This is a genomic window from Leucogemmata humicola (assembly GCF_055379415.1).
Genome location: NZ_AP040875.1, coordinates 1,218,188 through 1,233,412, shown reverse-complemented (window position 1 = coordinate 1,233,412; position 15,225 = coordinate 1,218,188). Strand labels below are relative to the sequence as shown.

The window sequence follows — 15,225 nt, the reverse complement described above, 5'->3', positions numbered from 1 at the left end:
TCCGCGGTCGTACGACAGTCCAGACTGACTTGTGAAAATAATCAATCGCTACATCCTCAAAGAGCACATCGGCCCGTTCGTGTTCGCCCTCTCGGCGCTCACGTCGTTGCTGCTGCTCCAATACATCGCACGGCGGTTCGGGGATCTGGTCGGCCGAGGGCTTTCTTGGCAGGTCATCACCGAATTCTTCCTGCTGTCGATCCCCTTCACGCTCGCGATGACGCTGCCTATGGCGGTGCTCGTGGCCGTGCTCTACGCGTTCAGCCGTCTCGCGTCGGAAAACGAGATCACGGCACTCAAGGCGGGCGGCATTTCGTCGCGCGCGCTCATGGTGCCGGCCATCATCTCGTCGACGTTCCTCGCGCTGTTCATGCTCTGGTTCAACGACCAGTTGCTGCCGCGCGCGAATCACGAACTCGCCACGCTGCAGATGGCCATTCTGCGCACCAAGCCGACGTTCGCGCTGAAGTCGCAGGTGATCAACACGATTCGCGAGGGACAGCTGTACCTGCGCGCTGGTCAGATCGATCCCGCCACGGGCCTCATGCAGGACGTGACGATCTACGATCTCTCCGCGGCCGACAAGCGTCGAACGATTTACGCGGACAGCGGCACGCTCGCATTCGCCGACAACCGTCGCGATCTGTACATGCGCCTGAATCACGGGATGATTCTCTCGGCGCCCTCGGATCGCCCCGGACAATTGAGCCGCGTCTACTACAAAGAGGATCAGCTCAAGGTCAAAGACGTCGCGAACCAGTTCAATCCGATCAACGCCGACACGGCGTCGAAGGGTGACCGCGAAATGTCCGTCTGCGAAATGCAGAAGGGCTACGAGTCGGCGAGTATCTCGGTGCGTCGCGCAGTCGCCGACAGTGTGATGGCGATGTGGCGGTACAACGACGCGAAGGGCATGAAGCAGGGTCCGATGCCGAAAGGCGTGACGCCGACGAAGGCCGGCGGCATTGGCGCGCTCTATTGCTCGTATGTGGCGAAGTACCTGTCGAAGTTCCTCAAGGTGAGCGAGGCACAGGCCGCCGAACTGCCGCGACAGGGCGTGCCGGTGCAGGACACGACATCTCGCCGAAAGGTTTTTGCCCCAAGGCCGGAGCCGGTCGTTCCGCCGACGCCGCAAGCAACAACGCCGCCCGTCGCAAAGCAGGGCGTGCAGCCCCCCGTGGCAAAGCCGAGTGTGCAGACGCCTGTCCCGAACCAGGCTCAGATGCCTGAATCGGTATTCGTGATGTTGAATGGCGCGTACATCAAAGTGTCGCGGCTCCACATCCCTGACAGTGCGTACTACATCGGCGGCGCGCCGGCCGGGAAGGCCGCGATTGCCATGGCCGCTGCGGCGGCGGGACGTGGCGCCGCGCCTGTAACGCCCGGGGCCGCGCCGCCTCAGCCTGCACCCGTGCCGGGAACGTCGGCGTCGATTCCACCGGTGGTCACACCGGGAACCGTCCCGGTGCCGACTGCAGATACCGGGACTGGTCCGATGGTCTCGACGGTCGAGCTGAACGACGCACGCGTCCGTCTCGACGAGGCGCGTCACCGCAGCAATCGGTATGGCGTCGAGATCCAGAAGAAGTTTTCGCTCGCGGCAGCGTGCATCGTCTTCGTGCTGGTCGGTGCGCCGATCGCGCTGCGCTTTCCGCGCGGCGGAGTCGGACTCGTGATCGGCGTGAGTTTTCTGGTATTCGCGATCTATTACATCGGCCTGATCGGCGGCGAGTCCCTCGCAAACAAAAACATCATCTCGCCCTTCTGGGCGATGTGGGCAGACAACATCATCTTCCTGCTCGTCGGGTTCGTGCTCATTGCCCGCATGGGCAACGAGGGCGTCACGTCGCGCGGCGGCAAGATGGGTGAGATCATGGACGCGACGCGCGACTGGTTCGCCAACCAAGGCCGACGAATCGGCCTTGGTAGACACGAACGCGCGCGGGCATGAGGCTCTTTCGACCGCTCGACCGGTACGTGTTCGGAGAATTCTGGAAAATCTTCGTCGTTACCGCGCTCGGCTTTCCGATTCTGTTGATCGTGATCGACCTGACCGATCACGTCGATTCGTATTTGAACAAGAAGATTCCACTGTCGGACATTGCCCTGAGCTATGTCTACTGGATTCCGGATTCGATGTTCATGGTGCTGCCAGCGGCCGTCCTATTCGCGACCGTGTTCTCCATTGGCAGCTTCACCAGGCACGCCGAGCTCACAGCCGCCAAGGCGTCGGGGATCAGCTTTTATCGCATGATCCTGCCCGTGTTCGTAGGGGCGATCCTCGCGTGCGGGCTCGATCTCGCACTCGGCGATGTCGCGCCAATTACGAATCAGCGCCGCAGCGAACTGTTACAGGAAGACAAGGAAAAAATCGGCACCAACCGGTACAACTTCGCGTTCGCCGGCGAGTACGGCCGCGTATACAAGGCGTACGAGCTTCGGCCGGATTCCGGTCGCATTCGGAATCTGCAAATCGAGCGAAAGGGCTCTGGGCCGAAGTACCCGACGTATTTGCTCACGGCGGACTCGGCCAGCTATCGTGCCAACGCGCGTGACCGCACTCCGTGGACGCTCAATCGGGGAGAGCTGAACATCGTCAGCGACACCGGGCCGAACTTCGCGATCGCATTCACGTCGGCGCGCGACAATCACTTTACCGAGCGTCCGATCGAGATGATGACTAAGTCGCCCGATCCGCACAACATGCGTTATCGGGACATCACGCGGTACATCACGGCCATCGAGCGATCGGGCGGCGACGCCAACCTGTCGCGCGTAGAACGGGCGCTGAAAATCGCCGTCCCGCTCACCTGCGTGATCATCGCCCTGTTCGGCGCGCCACTCGCCACGAGCACCCAGCGCGGGGGCGGAGCGTACGGAATTGCGGTAAGCCTTGCGACCACGATGATCTTTCTGTTGATGATCCAACTCACCAGAGCCATCGGCGGCAAAGGCGTGATTCCACCCGACTTCGCGGCGTGGATTCCAGGCGCCGTTTTCGGACTGATCGGTCTCGTACTGCTCGCACGAGTGCGCACTTGACCGGTCCGAGCTCGGTGTCGCGACAGACCGAGACCTATCCGGTCGTCCAGCGCTCATCGATTCGCTTCTTCCGGCGTGTCACGCGCTACTGGGTCGGCGTGTTCCGCGACATCGGGTTGCGCACGTATTTTCTGCGCGACATCGCGCGCGCGTTTGGCGATCCGGCGACGTACGTGCCGGAGACGATCCGGCAGATGCGCACGATTGGCGTGGACTCGGTTCCACTCACGGTCATCGTCGCAGCCTTCATCGGCGGCGTCATCGCGATTCAAACGCGCTATCAGCTGCTGCCGGGCGTTCAGCTGTCGATCATCGGACTCGCCGCGCGACTGATGCTCATGCTGGAACTTGGACCGCTCCTCACGGGCCTCGTGCTCACGGGCCGAGTGGGCGGTCGCATGACGGCCGAGATTGGAACGATGCGCGTCACGGAGCAGATCGACGCACTCGAGACGCTGGCCTACGATCCGGTGGCATTTCTCATCGTTCCGCGCCTGCTCGCGGCCACGATCATGCTGCCGATTCTCGTCGTACTCGCCGACGCGGTGGGGCTCACGAGCGCGTACATCGTGGCCACCAAGGTCACGGACGTCACGGCGGCGGATTTCATCACCGGCCTCCGTCTGGGATTCGGCACGTTCCAGGTGGTCTATAGTCTGCTCAAGGCGATGATGTTCGGCATCGCCATCGCGCTAGTGTGCTCCTATGAGGGTTACATTACCGAGGCTGGCGCCGAGGGCGTCGGTCGATCGACCGCGCGTGCGGTCGTCATCACGTCGGTGACGGTCCTCGTGCTCGACGCACTCACTGCAGCGGTTCTGGCCCCTCTGCTTCAATCATGAAACGTCGCGACGAAGTCAGCGTCGGGATTCTCATTACGATTTCCGTCATCGTCCTCGTGCTGGGGACGTTGTGGCTCGCGCGCGGCGGTCTGAAGTCGGGATACCCGCTGTACACGCGCTTTGCGTGGGGACAGAACCTCAAGCAGGGGCAGCCCGTGCTGCTTGCGGGCGTGACCGTCGGCAACGTGGGCGACGTGACACTCCGCCGCGAGGGCTATCTCGACGTTCTGCTGCGCATCGACGACAAGTACGCGGTGCCGAAGGGGTCGAAGGCCACGGTGAAAGCGATCGGCATCTTCGGCGACGTCGCAGTCGCGCTCACGCCGCCGACGCCCGTCCCCGTCGCCTCGTACGCCGCCGGCGACACCGTTCCCCCGGGCACTCCCGCCGCCGACGTCGACCAGATCATGAGCCGCGTCGATTCGATTGGGCAGACGGTGTCGGTGCTGATGAAGGGACTGCAACGCGAAGTCATCGACGCCGGCACGTTGAAAGATCTGCACAAAACGATGGCTGCGACGGCCGCACTCTCCCTGCAGCTGCAGGCCGTCGTTCTCGAGCAGAACAAGAACGCCACGCAGACCCTGGCTTCGTTTCGTGAATCGGCCACTCGCCTTGGCAACGTCGCCAACGTGGTCGATTCTGCGCAGATCGCCGTGACGATCGCCAATCTGCGGCAGACGAGCGAGAATGGCGCGCGGCTCGTGGCGAACATCGACTCCACGAACGCGCAGATCCGCAGCCTGTTGGTCCAAGCTCAGCGCGGCAACGGAACCGTTGGCAAATTGCTGAGCGATTCCCTGCTCTACACCGACGCTCGGCGTCTGATGGGAACGCTCGATTCGCTGATCGCCGACTTCAAAGCGAATCCGAAGAAGTACATCAATCTGAGAATCTTCTAGCGTAGGCGTTTGGCATACGCGGTGCACCGCTTCCGGAAATCCGCGGAGGTGCACCGATGTATCACCGTCTGATGGTTCCGCTCGACGGAACGGTCGACTGCCAACACGCCATTCCCTTCGCGCTGAGCATTGCAGCGCGCGAAGAAGCGGTCGTCGAGCTCGTGCACGTCGCGATGCCGCCCTCGATGGCGGCGCAGTTGAGTACCGCGGGCATGGAGCTGTACGGTCCGCCCAACATCGACATGGAATCGGCGGAGGAGATTCACTCGACCGCCGTGGAGCATCTGGCGACGATCGCCGACGAGGCCGTCCACGCCGGCCAGGTGCGGGTCGAGACAACGGTGCTCGATCGCTCGGACGTCGCGCATGCAATCGCCGAGCATGCTGAAGCAACGAAGCCGGATCTGCTCGTGATGACGACACACGATCACTCTCGACTCGAGCGCCTCGTGCTGGGGAGTGTGTCGGAGTCGGTGGTGCGACGCGTGAATGCACCCGTGCTACTGGTGCCGGCGACACATGTTCGCCCGTCGTTGTCGCAGCGCGTGATGATCAGACACATCCTCGTTCCGATCGACGGGTCGGATCTCGCGGCGTCGATCATTCCGCACGCGCGCGCCATCGCGGAAACGATGAACGCGCGCATCACGCTGCTCACGGTGTCCGAGGAATCGGTGGTCCCGCCCCCGCCCGGCCTCGCGGCATTCGAGACGATCGAGCCGTCGACGGAAGCCGCGAAAACAGTCCTCGATCAGGCCGCGGTTGGACTCCTCGATGAGCGCATTCCGACGCAAACGAGCGTCGTGGTCGGGCGCGATCGGGCAAAGGCGATCTTGGAGTATGCGGAGTCGCATCGCGTTGATCTCATCGCCATGAGCACCCACGGCCGGCGCGGTCTCGGCCGAATCGTGGCCGGCAGCGTTGCGTCGAGCGTGCTGCACGATGCAAGCATGCCGGTGCTGCTCTACAAACCGGTCTAGAGTGTCGGGTTTACTCCCAACCTTCGTCTCTGACGGTTGACCCTGCCCGCGTCCGGGGTCAGTTTTGGGTGTTGCACCTCGACCCAAATAGTCATGTCCATCCACCTCGCTGACGCGATCTTTTGGGTCGCCGTCGCGTGTTGCTCGGTCGCCCAGTTGGCGATCCTACATTCCGTCGTCATTTCGCCCGCCCGCATGGCCACCAACGAAACCTCGTTGGCGCGCCGAACGGCCGAGATCGCTTGGGCGGTACTCCCTGGTGTCGCGCTGGCGTTCGTATTCGCCGCGACCTGGCGTGCCATTCATCCGGCGCACATTGCGACGGCGACAGCGGCGATCAGCAGCCAGCTTCCCGCCGCACTGCCATGAACGCGATTCGTCGGCTGTCGATCGTCGCGCTCATCGTGGCGTGCACACATCTCGTGTTCGGCGCGATCGTCCGAATTTCGGGATCGGGCATGGGTTGTGGCGACCACTGGCCGAAGTGTTACGGCTATTGGTTTCCGCCGTTCAATCGCCCTGACCTGATCGTGGAAGTAAGCCACAGGTATCTGGCGTCGATTCTCACGATCACCGTCGTATCACTCGCGCTCGTGGCGTTCGCGCGTCGGAACGAGCCCGGCGTGAGCGGACCAGGTGGCGCGCTTCGATCGGCCATGGGAGCCGTTGGTGCAGTGCTCAGCGCAGCGATCCTTGGCGGCGTGACCGTGAAAATGGGTAATGCCCCTTGGGCAACAGTAGCGCACTGGCTGGTCGCGATGACGCTTCTCGCACTCGTCGCCACCACGGCGATTCGCGCCGGCGCGCTCGGTGGTGCGAGTGCTCTCGCCCAACGCGGGACGATGCGCGCGGCACGTTCAGCGCGCGTCGCGGCAATTCTGGCAATCTTCGCGGTCGCACTCGGCGGACTCACGGCAAAGTATCCGGGGGCGTCGGTCGGATGCACGACGGTGCCGATGTGCGGCGCCAATGCGGCCGTCGACGCGGGCGCAGTGCACGTGCAGCTCACACATCGCGTGATTGCGGTTCTCCTCGTGCTTCACCTCGTTGGCGTCGTGATGATGTTGCGAAAGCGACGCGATGAAGAGGCCGCTGTCGTCGTACGTGCCGCGGCAATCGCGCTGGCGATGGTGCTCCTGCAACTCGTCGTCGCCTCCTCAATGATCCTCTTGCACCTTCCGCCGGTTCTGCGATCGCTTCACGAAGCGACAGGCGTCGGCATTTGGCTGAGCTGTTTCGTACTGGCGTATCTCGCCCGTCGCGCCGCTCGAACGCCGACGGCTGAACAGTTGGCAGGCGTGGTTGGTGGATCGCTCCCGACGTCGACTCCGCGGTTCGCGGCGCGTCCATCATGAGTGACGCCGTCGTCGCGGAAACGCGCTCACGATCATTGGTTCGCGACCTCGTCGCGCTGACCAAGCCGCGCATCATCTCCCTGCTGCTCGTTACGACAATCGTTCCAATGTTCGTTGCCGGCAGTCCGAGTTGGACACTCGTGCTGGCGGTGTTCGTCGGCGGCTACCTCATGGCCGGTGGCGCGAACGCCGTGAACATGTACATGGATCGCGATATCGACGATCGCATGTCGCGCACGCGCCTTCGTCCAATTCCGAGCGGCCGCATGCAGCCGCGGGAAGTGCTCGCGTTCGGGATCCTTCTGTCGACGACGGCAACGTGGCTGCTCGCACAGGCCGCAAATGTTCTGACAGCGGCGCTCGCGCTCGCGGGATTCTACTTCTACGTATTCGTCTACACGCGTTGGCTCAAGCGAAGCACGCCACAGAACATCGTCATCGGCGGCGCTGCCGGCGCGTTCCCACCGCTGGTTGGATGGGCAGCAGTCACGAATCGCATCGACCTGCTCGCCGTCTATCTCTTCTTGATCATCTTCTACTGGACGCCACCGCACTTCTGGGCGCTCGCCCTGTTGAAGCAGAAGGACTACGGCAAGGCGGGCGTGCCAATGGCTCCGCTCGTGTGGGGTGAAGCGGAAACGAAGCGGCAGATGTTCTGGTATACGCTGATTCTCATTCCGCTCACGCTGCTGCCGTACGCGTTTGGCGTGCTCGGATGGATCTACCTCGCGTCGGCCACGATCCTCGGCGCGATCTTCCTCGTCGAAGTGCTGCGCGTGACGCGCGCCACGGAGTGGACGAAGCCAGCCTGGCGCCTGTATAAGTTTTCACTCCTCTACCTCGCCCTGATCTTCGCCGCGATGGTTGTCGATCGCGGATTCCTCGCTTGACGGGGATTGCCGCACGGCCGGAGCGTTCGCGGCGTTTGCGTTCTCCAAAACCGCTGGGCCGTCTGCTTCCACGACTGCGACCGTTTCGCGGTCGACTCGTCGTCGCCGCGATCTGTCTGCTCGTTGCGGCAGGCGTGGGGCTCGCATTTCCGCAGATCGTCCGCGGACTGCTCGATGCCGCCTTTCAAAATCACGATCGAGGGTTGCTCGATCGGATTGCCATCGCACTCGTAGGGCTCTTCGCGCTGCAAGGCCTGATGAACTTCGTGCAGGTCTACCTGCTCACGTCCACGACGGAGCGCGTCGTTGCCGGTCTACGTGAGGAGGTATTCGCACACCTCATCCGACTGTCGCCGGGATTCTTCACCGATCGCCGCAGCGGTGAGTTGACGAGCCGCCTCTCGGCCGACCTGGCCGTGCTGCAGTCCCTGATGAGCACGTGGGTGTCGGAGCTATCGCGTCAGGTCGTGTTCCTCATCGGTGGCATCGTACTGCTCACGCTGACGCACCCGAGGCTCACCACCACGACGCTTGCTGTAGTTCCGGTAGTCGTTGGCGCCGCGTTCATTTTCGGAAAGCGACTCCGGCGCGCGAGCACCGGCGTGCAGGATCGCGTCGCCGAAGCGATGGCCAGCGCCGATGAAGCCTTCTCGCAGGTTCGCACCGTGCAGAGCTTTCATCGTGAGGCCGACGAAACGCGTCGCTTTGGCGCGCAGTTGGCCGGTGTGGTGGAAGCCGCAGTAACGCGCGCAAAACTTCGCGCGCTGCTGTTCGGCGTCGTTGGATTCATTGCGTTCAGCGGTGTCGTCGCCGTGCTCTGGGAAGGCGGACAGCTCGTGCTCGACGGCGCGCTCACGCCCGGCGCACTCGTGTCGTTCTTGCTCTACGCCATCACGATCGCGGCGGCCGTCGGCTCGCTGGCCGCACTCTTCGGCAGCTATCAGGAAGCGCTCGGCGCGTCATCGCGCGTGTTCGAGCTCCTCGATATGGAATCGACCGTTGCCGAGCCGGAGCGTCCGCGCCCGCTGGTTCGCCCGGTGCGCGGTGAAGTCGCGCTCGAGCAGGTCAGCTTTCGCTACGCACCTGAACTTCCCGACGCGATCACCGGCATCGACCTTCGCGTTGGATCGGGCGAGGTCGTGGCACTCGTCGGACCATCTGGCGCCGGGAAGACGACGGTCGCATCGCTGTTGCCGCGTTTCTGGGATGTGACGAGCGGCCGGATCACGCTCGACGGAACGGACATTCGCGATCTCTCATTCGCCGACCTTCGCGGCGCGATCGGCATGGTGCCGCAGGAGCCCGCGCTGTTCAGCGGCACCATCCGCGAGAATATCGCGTACGCGCTACCGGCCGAGGTTGGCCCTGCGCCGAGTGAGGCGGACATCGTTGCGGCTGCACGTGCCGCGCATGCGCTGGAGTTCATCGAGCGGTTGCCGAACGGCTTCGATACTCGCGTTGGCGAGCGAGGCATCAAACTGTCCGGCGGCCAGCGTCAGCGGTTGGCGATCGCTCGAGTCTTTCTCAAGAACCCGGCGTTCGTCGTGCTCGACGAAGCCACGTCGAGTCTCGACACTGAGAGCGAGCGCGCCATCGAGGCGGCGATGGAAGATCTGCTGCGCGGACGCTCGACGCTGATCATTGCACACCGGCTGAGCACTGTGCGGCGCGCCGATCGTGTCGTCGTGCTCGATCGCGGCGTGATCGTCGAAACGGGCACGCACGACGAACTCATCGAGCGCGACGGGCTCTATGCGCGTCTGTACCGAGCGAGCGATTTCCAGCCAGTGACTGCGGGGTCGGCGTCGGCCTGAGGTCGACGCCGGCTACTTGTTCGCGTCGAGAGCCAACGACGCGTCCGCGCGCGCAGTTCCGCCGGCCGTGATCTTGATCGTTTTCTCGAGCGGCTTGGCGGCCCCTTCGTGCCAGACCATCAGCTTGTACGAGCCCGGCGCCAGCGAATCGATCTTGAAGCTTCCGTCGCTCGACGTCACGGCGTAGTACGGATGATCGAACACGAGAATGAACCCGTGCATCCACGCGTGCTGCGTGCATCGGATTTCGATGACGCCGGGCTTTTGCGCCAGCGCGGTGCTCGCGACGAGCTGTCCCTCGTTGAAGAACGGCATCACCGCAACGGTGTCGTTGGTTCCCGAGCGAGTGAAGACGAGCTTGTGCAGCAGCCGGTCGTCATTGAAGATGTTGATGCCCGAACCGACGACAGCGGTCTGAATTCTCGGATCGATCACGCAGTGTTCGGTCGAGATCTCGATCCGCCGATCGATAGGAAGCGGCTTTCCGGTTTTGGCATCGGCGATCCATACGACGGTGTTTGCGTGATCGCCAGACGCGCCGACGGGTTCGGTCGCGACATCGCACGCCGGCTGACCGCTGGCGGTTGGAGCGGTGTCGGCGGGCGACGTGCCGTCGAGCTTGATGACGCCTTCAACCGATCCCACTGCGCTCATGGGGCCAGGTTTGTACGACGTAGCGCTCAAGTCAACGTTCCCGGCGGCTGAATCGCGCCGATCGGTTCCGGACGAGGCGCGCGTCCCCGAGTCGCCTTTGGACGGCGTACCCTTGGAACAGCTCGCGATACAGAGAGCGAACAGAACGGCGATGCTCGAGCGAGCGCTGATACGAATCACGACTCCAACGACGTGTAAGGGCGACTGACGGCTATGGGGGCAAACGACGCGCCACACGCCGGACACGTCACAGTCGTGGCATCACGAAGATCTTTGTGCAAACGGTGCGAGCGGCCGACGCCGTTCAGACCACCAGCAGATCCCGCTGATATTCTCTCGGCGTCACCACTGCTTCGCCCGGCGTGAGATAGACGTTGATCTCGGTGCGCATGCCGATCTTGCCGGGGATGTAGATCCCGGGTTCGATCGAGAATCCGACGCCTGGCACGAGCAGCCGTTCTTCGCGCGTCTCGAGGTTGTCGAGGTGCGGACCGGAGCCGTGCAGGTCACGCGGATCAATCGAGTGGCCAGTGCGGTGGGTGAAGTACTGACCATAGCCGCGCTCCTCGATGACCTTGCGCGCCGCGTCGTCGACATCGGCACCGCGCAACGGCTCGCCGGCCCGCGTCTTCTCGACAACGAGGGCGATCGCCGCGTCGCGTGCATCGCGAATCGCATCCCAGATCTCTAACGCCTGCATCGACGGCTGGCCGAGCGTCGCCATCCACGTCTGGTCGGCCCACACACCGCCGTTGGGTTCGTGCGCCCAAAGGTCGATCAGCAACACCTCGCCATCGCGAATGACGCGCGGCGATGCAGCGGTCGGCTCATAGTGCGGATTCGCGGCGTTGGCACCCGCCGAGACGTTCGGCCCATGATCGGTGACCAGTCCTGTCTTTTGAAAGCGTTGCTGAATCCAACCCATCAACTCGTGTTCGGTAATCGGCGTCGCGCTGCGTGAACGTTCGCCCGCGAGGCGCAACGCGTCCTGCCCGATCACTGCGATCTCTTCGGCCGCGCGCAGATGCGATGCGATGTTGTCGGCGTTCCACGTTGCGTAGAACCGCGACACGAGCTCGCCCGACGACACGACAGTCGCGCCCGTCGCGCGAACCATCTCGAGCACACCCGCCGGAATTCGATCGAGATACGGCACGGCGTCGCCCGCGGAGTACTCCATGGCGACGCGCTTGCCGGCAATGTGCTTGGCCAGCGTGCCCTCGAGGCTCTTCCACGAGGAGTAGATCTCCTTCGACCACTCAGCCGGCCAATGGCGCCACGGTCCCTGTTCGATCGCGTGGGTCAGTGCCACCGGTGTTCCGCGCGTGGGCACGAACGCAAAGGCGCGTCGGGATGTCATACCTTCGAGGCGCATCATCCCGGCCGCGATGGGATTGGTGCCGCGGAAGTCGTACAACAACCAACCATCGACGCCCGCATCGGCCAGTGCGCGTTGTACGTCGGGAAGCGTCGAAGAAGTCAGCATTGCCAACTCGCTTGGAGGTTCGGGTTAGGTCAGGCCCGCAGTACGGTCGAACGATCGCCAGTCGGCCCGCCATTCACACACACCTTCACCGCGTGCACTGCAGCGAACGTGCTCGACGCCACCAATGCTACCAACCAGCAGCAGCAGGAGCTCGCGCAACGATGCTTCGTAGTATGTGCAGCCAACGCCACCCGGCGCGGTGCCGAGCGTGATCGAGCGCGGCACGTCGAACAGCAGGAACGTTCCCACTCGCCGCACGTTGCCGTTGAGATACCTCGCCGCGATCTTCCGCGCGTGGCGATAGGCGAGGGGCCGAGCCGCCGCGGACGGCACGAGCCGAATGAACTTCCGCGTGACCGGAGAGATCGTGTGGTACGACTGGCGCGCCATGTACCGGCCAGCGGCGCGAAATACCGCCTCGGCGTCAGGGCGACGTCCGATCAAGCGCGCGAGCGCGATCGATTCGTCCTGTCCGGTGCGTTGTCCCCGTCGAACCGCTTCGCTATGCCGTTTGATCTGAGCGTAAATCGTGTCGCTCAGGCCGAGTCGCTTGTTTCGAAGTTCATCGACGTACTCAGTGTCGAGCTGATCGCTCGGCGTATCGACATTACGAACGGCTTCGAGGAGACTAAGCGGAAGGAGAGCGTCAACAGTGGCAAGCATTTCCGTCGGAAGCAGGGCAAGGAGCGAAGCTAGCCGTAGTCGGCGGACCCTACAAGGCGGAAACCGTTGCTAACACGAACACTTATCGGGTTCGTGATCGCGGCCGCCGTAGCACTGCTCGCCCGTCGAACGCGGTCGCTGTCGAACGGGGGCGCAGGCACCGCCACGGTGATCGGCACGCTCGCGATTGCCGCGGGTTGGAACTGGGGCGCGCTCTTGATCAGCTATTTCGCATCGTCGACCGCGCTATCGCACCTCGGGCGCGCCAGAAAGGAGGCGCGCACCGCGTCGATCGTCGCTAAGGGTGGCGAGCGCGACGCGATACAGGTGCTCGCCAACGGGGCAATGTTTGCCGGCGCGGCCCTCGCGATGCTCCTTCGCCCCGACGCGCGCTGGATCGCGCTCGGCGCGGGGGCATTGGCCGCGTCGGCAGCCGATACATGGGCGACGGAAGTCGGTACGCTCGCCGGCGGCGAACCACGCTCGATTCTGAATTGGCGACGCGTGCCGGTCGGCACGTCCGGAGGCGTGTCTTTGGCAGGCACGCTGGCCATGATCGCTGGTGCGGTATTCATCGGCGCCTTGACCGCGCTGTTCGGCTGGACGCTCGAGGTCGCCATCCGCGTGATGATCGGCGGAGTTGCCGGCGCAGTCGCCGACTCCGTGCTCGGCGCCACACTGCAGGCGCGTCGTTGGTGTGACACCTGCACCCGTGAAACCGAACGCCTGACGCACGACTGCGGCGCTGAAACGCGCGCGTTGCGCGGACTCGGGTGGTTGGACAACGACATCGTCAACTTTTTGAGCGGCGCGTTGGGCGGCCTGCTGGCCGCGCTCCTGTCACGATAGAGTTCCTGAATGGTCGACGCGGACGTTCTCATCGTCGGTGGAGGGCCGGCGGGTTCGTCGCTCGCGTTTGCGCTGGCACGCGCCGGCGTCGACGTGCAGATCGTCGACCGCGCACACTTTCCGCGTCCGAAGCCCTGCGCCGAGTATCTGAGTCCCGAGGCGTCGCGGATTCTGTTCGACATGGGCGCGCTCGATGCGGTCGAGTCGTCGGGGGCGGCAGCGCTGTCTGGCGTTCGCGTCCGCGCACCGAACGGCGCGGTGATCGCGGGCGACTTCGTGGCCGGCCATGGTTTTTCCGGCTTTCGCGATCGTGGACTCTCCGTCCGACGAGAAGTACTCGATGCGATTCTGCTCGACCGCGCGCGCGCCGCGGGAGCGCGTGTCACCGAAGGCGTGCGCGTGACGGGCGTGCGCGCAGAGAGTACGCCGAGTGGTCGTGAGATGTACGTGCAGACACTCGGACCAGATGGCACAAGCGAACAACGTGCGCGAGTCATTGTCGGCGCCGACGGACTGCGATCTCTCATTGCCAAGCGACTTGGCCTCGCGCATTCACTGCGGTGGCCGCGTCGTCTGGCGCTCGTCACGCACTACCGCGACGTCGACGATGTAGGCGAGCACGGCGAGATGCACGTCGAGCGCGACGGGTACGTCGGAATCGCCGACGTGGGGAATGGGCTCACGACGGTGGCGCTCGTGATTCCGGCGGCGCGATCGCACGAGCTCTCCGGCGATCGCGCGGCCTTTCTCGATGCGTGGCTTCGCGCACATCCGCACCTCGCGGCACGCTTCACGCGGGCGACACAGGCCACTCCGGTCGTGGCTACAGGGCCCTTCGCGTCGCACGCCAAACGTGCATTCGCCCCCGGAGCTGCCTTGGTTGGCGACGCGGCCGACTTCTTCGATCCGTTCACCGGTGAAGGCATTTACGCCGCGTTGCGCGGCGGCGAGATGCTCGCCGACTGGGTGCGTGAAGCACTCGCTGCGCCGGCTCCGGCGCTCGCCGATCGCGCGCTCGCACAGTATGACGCCGCACGCCGCAAAGAGTTTGGCGGCAAGTGGCTCGTTGAACGCGTCATCGGCGCGGTGGTCGGCGCTGCGCCACTCATCAACCGGGCCGCGCGAGGGTTGTCGGCGAGGAAAGACCTTGCCGATCTGCTCATTGGTGTGACCGGCAACTTCGTGCCGCCTCGCGAGATTATTCGGCTGACGTACCTTTGGGGTGTGTTTGGAAGACAACGACCTTAAAACCTCAAACCCTCCTTCTTTGGACGCCGATACCTTCCGCTCCGTCCTCGGACGACTCGCCGCCGGAATCACGATCATTACGTCGCGGGACGACGAGGGAAACGATCACGGCATGACCGTGAGCGCGTTTTGCTCGGTGAGTCTGGAGCCGGCACTCGTGCTCGTGTGTGTAGACCACGCCGCGTCGATGCACGAGCTGCTGCTCGGACATCCCACCTTTGGCGTCAGTATTCTCTCATCGAGCCAGGAGGCGTACTCGCGGCGCTTTGCCGCGACCGACGCCGAACGGTCGACGCGCTTCGATGCAATCGCCTACACGCGCGGTGAGAACGGCGTGGTGCTGCTGACCGACGCGCTGGCGCACCTCGAGTGTCACGTACTCCATCACTTCGAAGCGGGAGATCACACGATCTTCATTGCCGAAGTGGATCGGGCCACGCCGCTCGAGGGCAGGCCGTTGTTGTACTACCGCGGCGGATACGCGCTACTAGAGCGATGAC

At 64.0% G+C, this 15,225-nt stretch carries 15 protein-coding genes; 12 read left to right on the top strand and 3 right to left on the bottom strand.

The features are described from left to right. Positions 1-31: 31 nt before the first annotated feature. From AC6H4Z_RS05185 to AC6H4Z_RS05145, 9 genes are all read left to right on the top strand, one after another. Positions 32-1,951: an LptF/LptG family permease gene (locus AC6H4Z_RS05185; RefSeq protein ID WP_497545672.1), complete on the top strand. Its 1,920-nt coding sequence runs from the start codon at positions 32-34 to the stop codon at positions 1,949-1,951. Further along, a complete protein-coding gene (locus AC6H4Z_RS05180; RefSeq protein ID WP_497545671.1) occupies positions 1,948-3,042 on the top strand; it encodes an LptF/LptG family permease in 1,095 nt (364 codons plus the stop codon). Before AC6H4Z_RS05185 ends, AC6H4Z_RS05180 begins: the two co-directional genes overlap by 4 nt. Continuing rightward, positions 3,039-3,884 (top strand): MlaE family ABC transporter permease, encoded by an 846-nt coding sequence (locus tag AC6H4Z_RS05175; RefSeq protein WP_497545670.1) that lies wholly within the window; start codon positions 3,039-3,041, stop codon positions 3,882-3,884. The genes AC6H4Z_RS05180 and AC6H4Z_RS05175 overlap by 4 nt, the downstream gene beginning before the upstream one ends. Beyond that, on the top strand, positions 3,881-4,786 hold the full coding sequence (locus AC6H4Z_RS05170; RefSeq protein ID WP_497545669.1) for an MlaD family protein: 906 nt from the start codon (positions 3,881-3,883) through the stop codon (positions 4,784-4,786). The genes AC6H4Z_RS05175 and AC6H4Z_RS05170 overlap by 4 nt, the downstream gene beginning before the upstream one ends. A gap of 56 nt (positions 4,787-4,842) precedes the next feature. Next, entirely contained in the window at positions 4,843-5,766 is a 924-nt protein-coding gene (locus AC6H4Z_RS05165) for a universal stress protein (RefSeq protein ID WP_497545668.1), read from the top strand. A 93-nt stretch (positions 5,767-5,859) separates the two neighbouring features. Beyond that, entirely contained in the window at positions 5,860-6,135 is a 276-nt protein-coding gene (locus AC6H4Z_RS05160; RefSeq protein ID WP_497545667.1) for a hypothetical protein, read from the top strand. Beyond that, the gene (locus AC6H4Z_RS05155) at positions 6,132-7,121 is read left to right on the top strand and encodes a COX15/CtaA family protein (RefSeq protein WP_497545666.1); all 990 of its coding nucleotides are present in this window, start codon (positions 6,132-6,134) and stop codon (positions 7,119-7,121) included. Before AC6H4Z_RS05160 ends, AC6H4Z_RS05155 begins: the two co-directional genes overlap by 4 nt. Then, positions 7,118-8,011 carry a heme o synthase gene (locus AC6H4Z_RS05150; protein WP_497545665.1) on the top strand — a complete coding sequence of 298 codons (894 nt, stop codon included), beginning with the start codon at positions 7,118-7,120 and terminating at the stop codon, positions 8,009-8,011. The genes AC6H4Z_RS05155 and AC6H4Z_RS05150 overlap by 4 nt, the downstream gene beginning before the upstream one ends. A gap of 35 nt (positions 8,012-8,046) precedes the next feature. Beyond that, positions 8,047-9,825 carry an ABC transporter ATP-binding protein gene (locus AC6H4Z_RS05145; protein ID WP_497545664.1) on the top strand — a complete coding sequence of 593 codons (1,779 nt, stop codon included), beginning with the start codon at positions 8,047-8,049 and terminating at the stop codon, positions 9,823-9,825. Between the two features lie 12 nt (positions 9,826-9,837). Here AC6H4Z_RS05145 and AC6H4Z_RS05140 read toward each other — a convergent pair whose 3' ends face one another. The 3 genes from AC6H4Z_RS05140 to AC6H4Z_RS05130 form a co-directional block, all read right to left on the bottom strand. Then, on the bottom strand, positions 9,838-10,479 hold the full coding sequence (locus AC6H4Z_RS05140; RefSeq protein ID WP_497545663.1) for a carboxypeptidase regulatory-like domain-containing protein: 642 nt from the start codon (positions 10,477-10,479) through the stop codon (positions 9,838-9,840). Between the two features lie 304 nt (positions 10,480-10,783). After that, positions 10,784-11,965 (bottom strand): M24 family metallopeptidase, encoded by a 1,182-nt coding sequence (locus tag AC6H4Z_RS05135; RefSeq protein ID WP_497545662.1) that lies wholly within the window; start codon positions 11,963-11,965, stop codon positions 10,784-10,786. Between the two features lie 24 nt (positions 11,966-11,989). Beyond that, on the bottom strand, positions 11,990-12,628 hold the full coding sequence (locus tag AC6H4Z_RS05130; RefSeq protein ID WP_497545661.1) for a hypothetical protein: 639 nt from the start codon (positions 12,626-12,628) through the stop codon (positions 11,990-11,992). A 93-nt stretch (positions 12,629-12,721) separates the two neighbouring features. Here AC6H4Z_RS05130 and AC6H4Z_RS05125 point away from each other — a divergent pair, with 93 nt between their 5' ends. From AC6H4Z_RS05125 to AC6H4Z_RS05115, 3 genes are read left to right on the top strand one after another with little or no spacing between them, the layout of a single operon-like run. Then, entirely contained in the window at positions 12,722-13,477 is a 756-nt protein-coding gene (locus tag AC6H4Z_RS05125) for a DUF92 domain-containing protein (protein WP_497545660.1), read from the top strand. 9 nt (positions 13,478-13,486) lie between these two features. After that, entirely contained in the window at positions 13,487-14,725 is a 1,239-nt protein-coding gene (locus tag AC6H4Z_RS05120; RefSeq protein ID WP_497545659.1) for an NAD(P)/FAD-dependent oxidoreductase, read from the top strand. A gap of 19 nt (positions 14,726-14,744) precedes the next feature. Further along, on the top strand, positions 14,745-15,224 hold the full coding sequence (locus AC6H4Z_RS05115) for a flavin reductase family protein (protein WP_497545658.1): 480 nt from the start codon (positions 14,745-14,747) through the stop codon (positions 15,222-15,224). Position 15,225 lies beyond the last annotated feature (1 nt).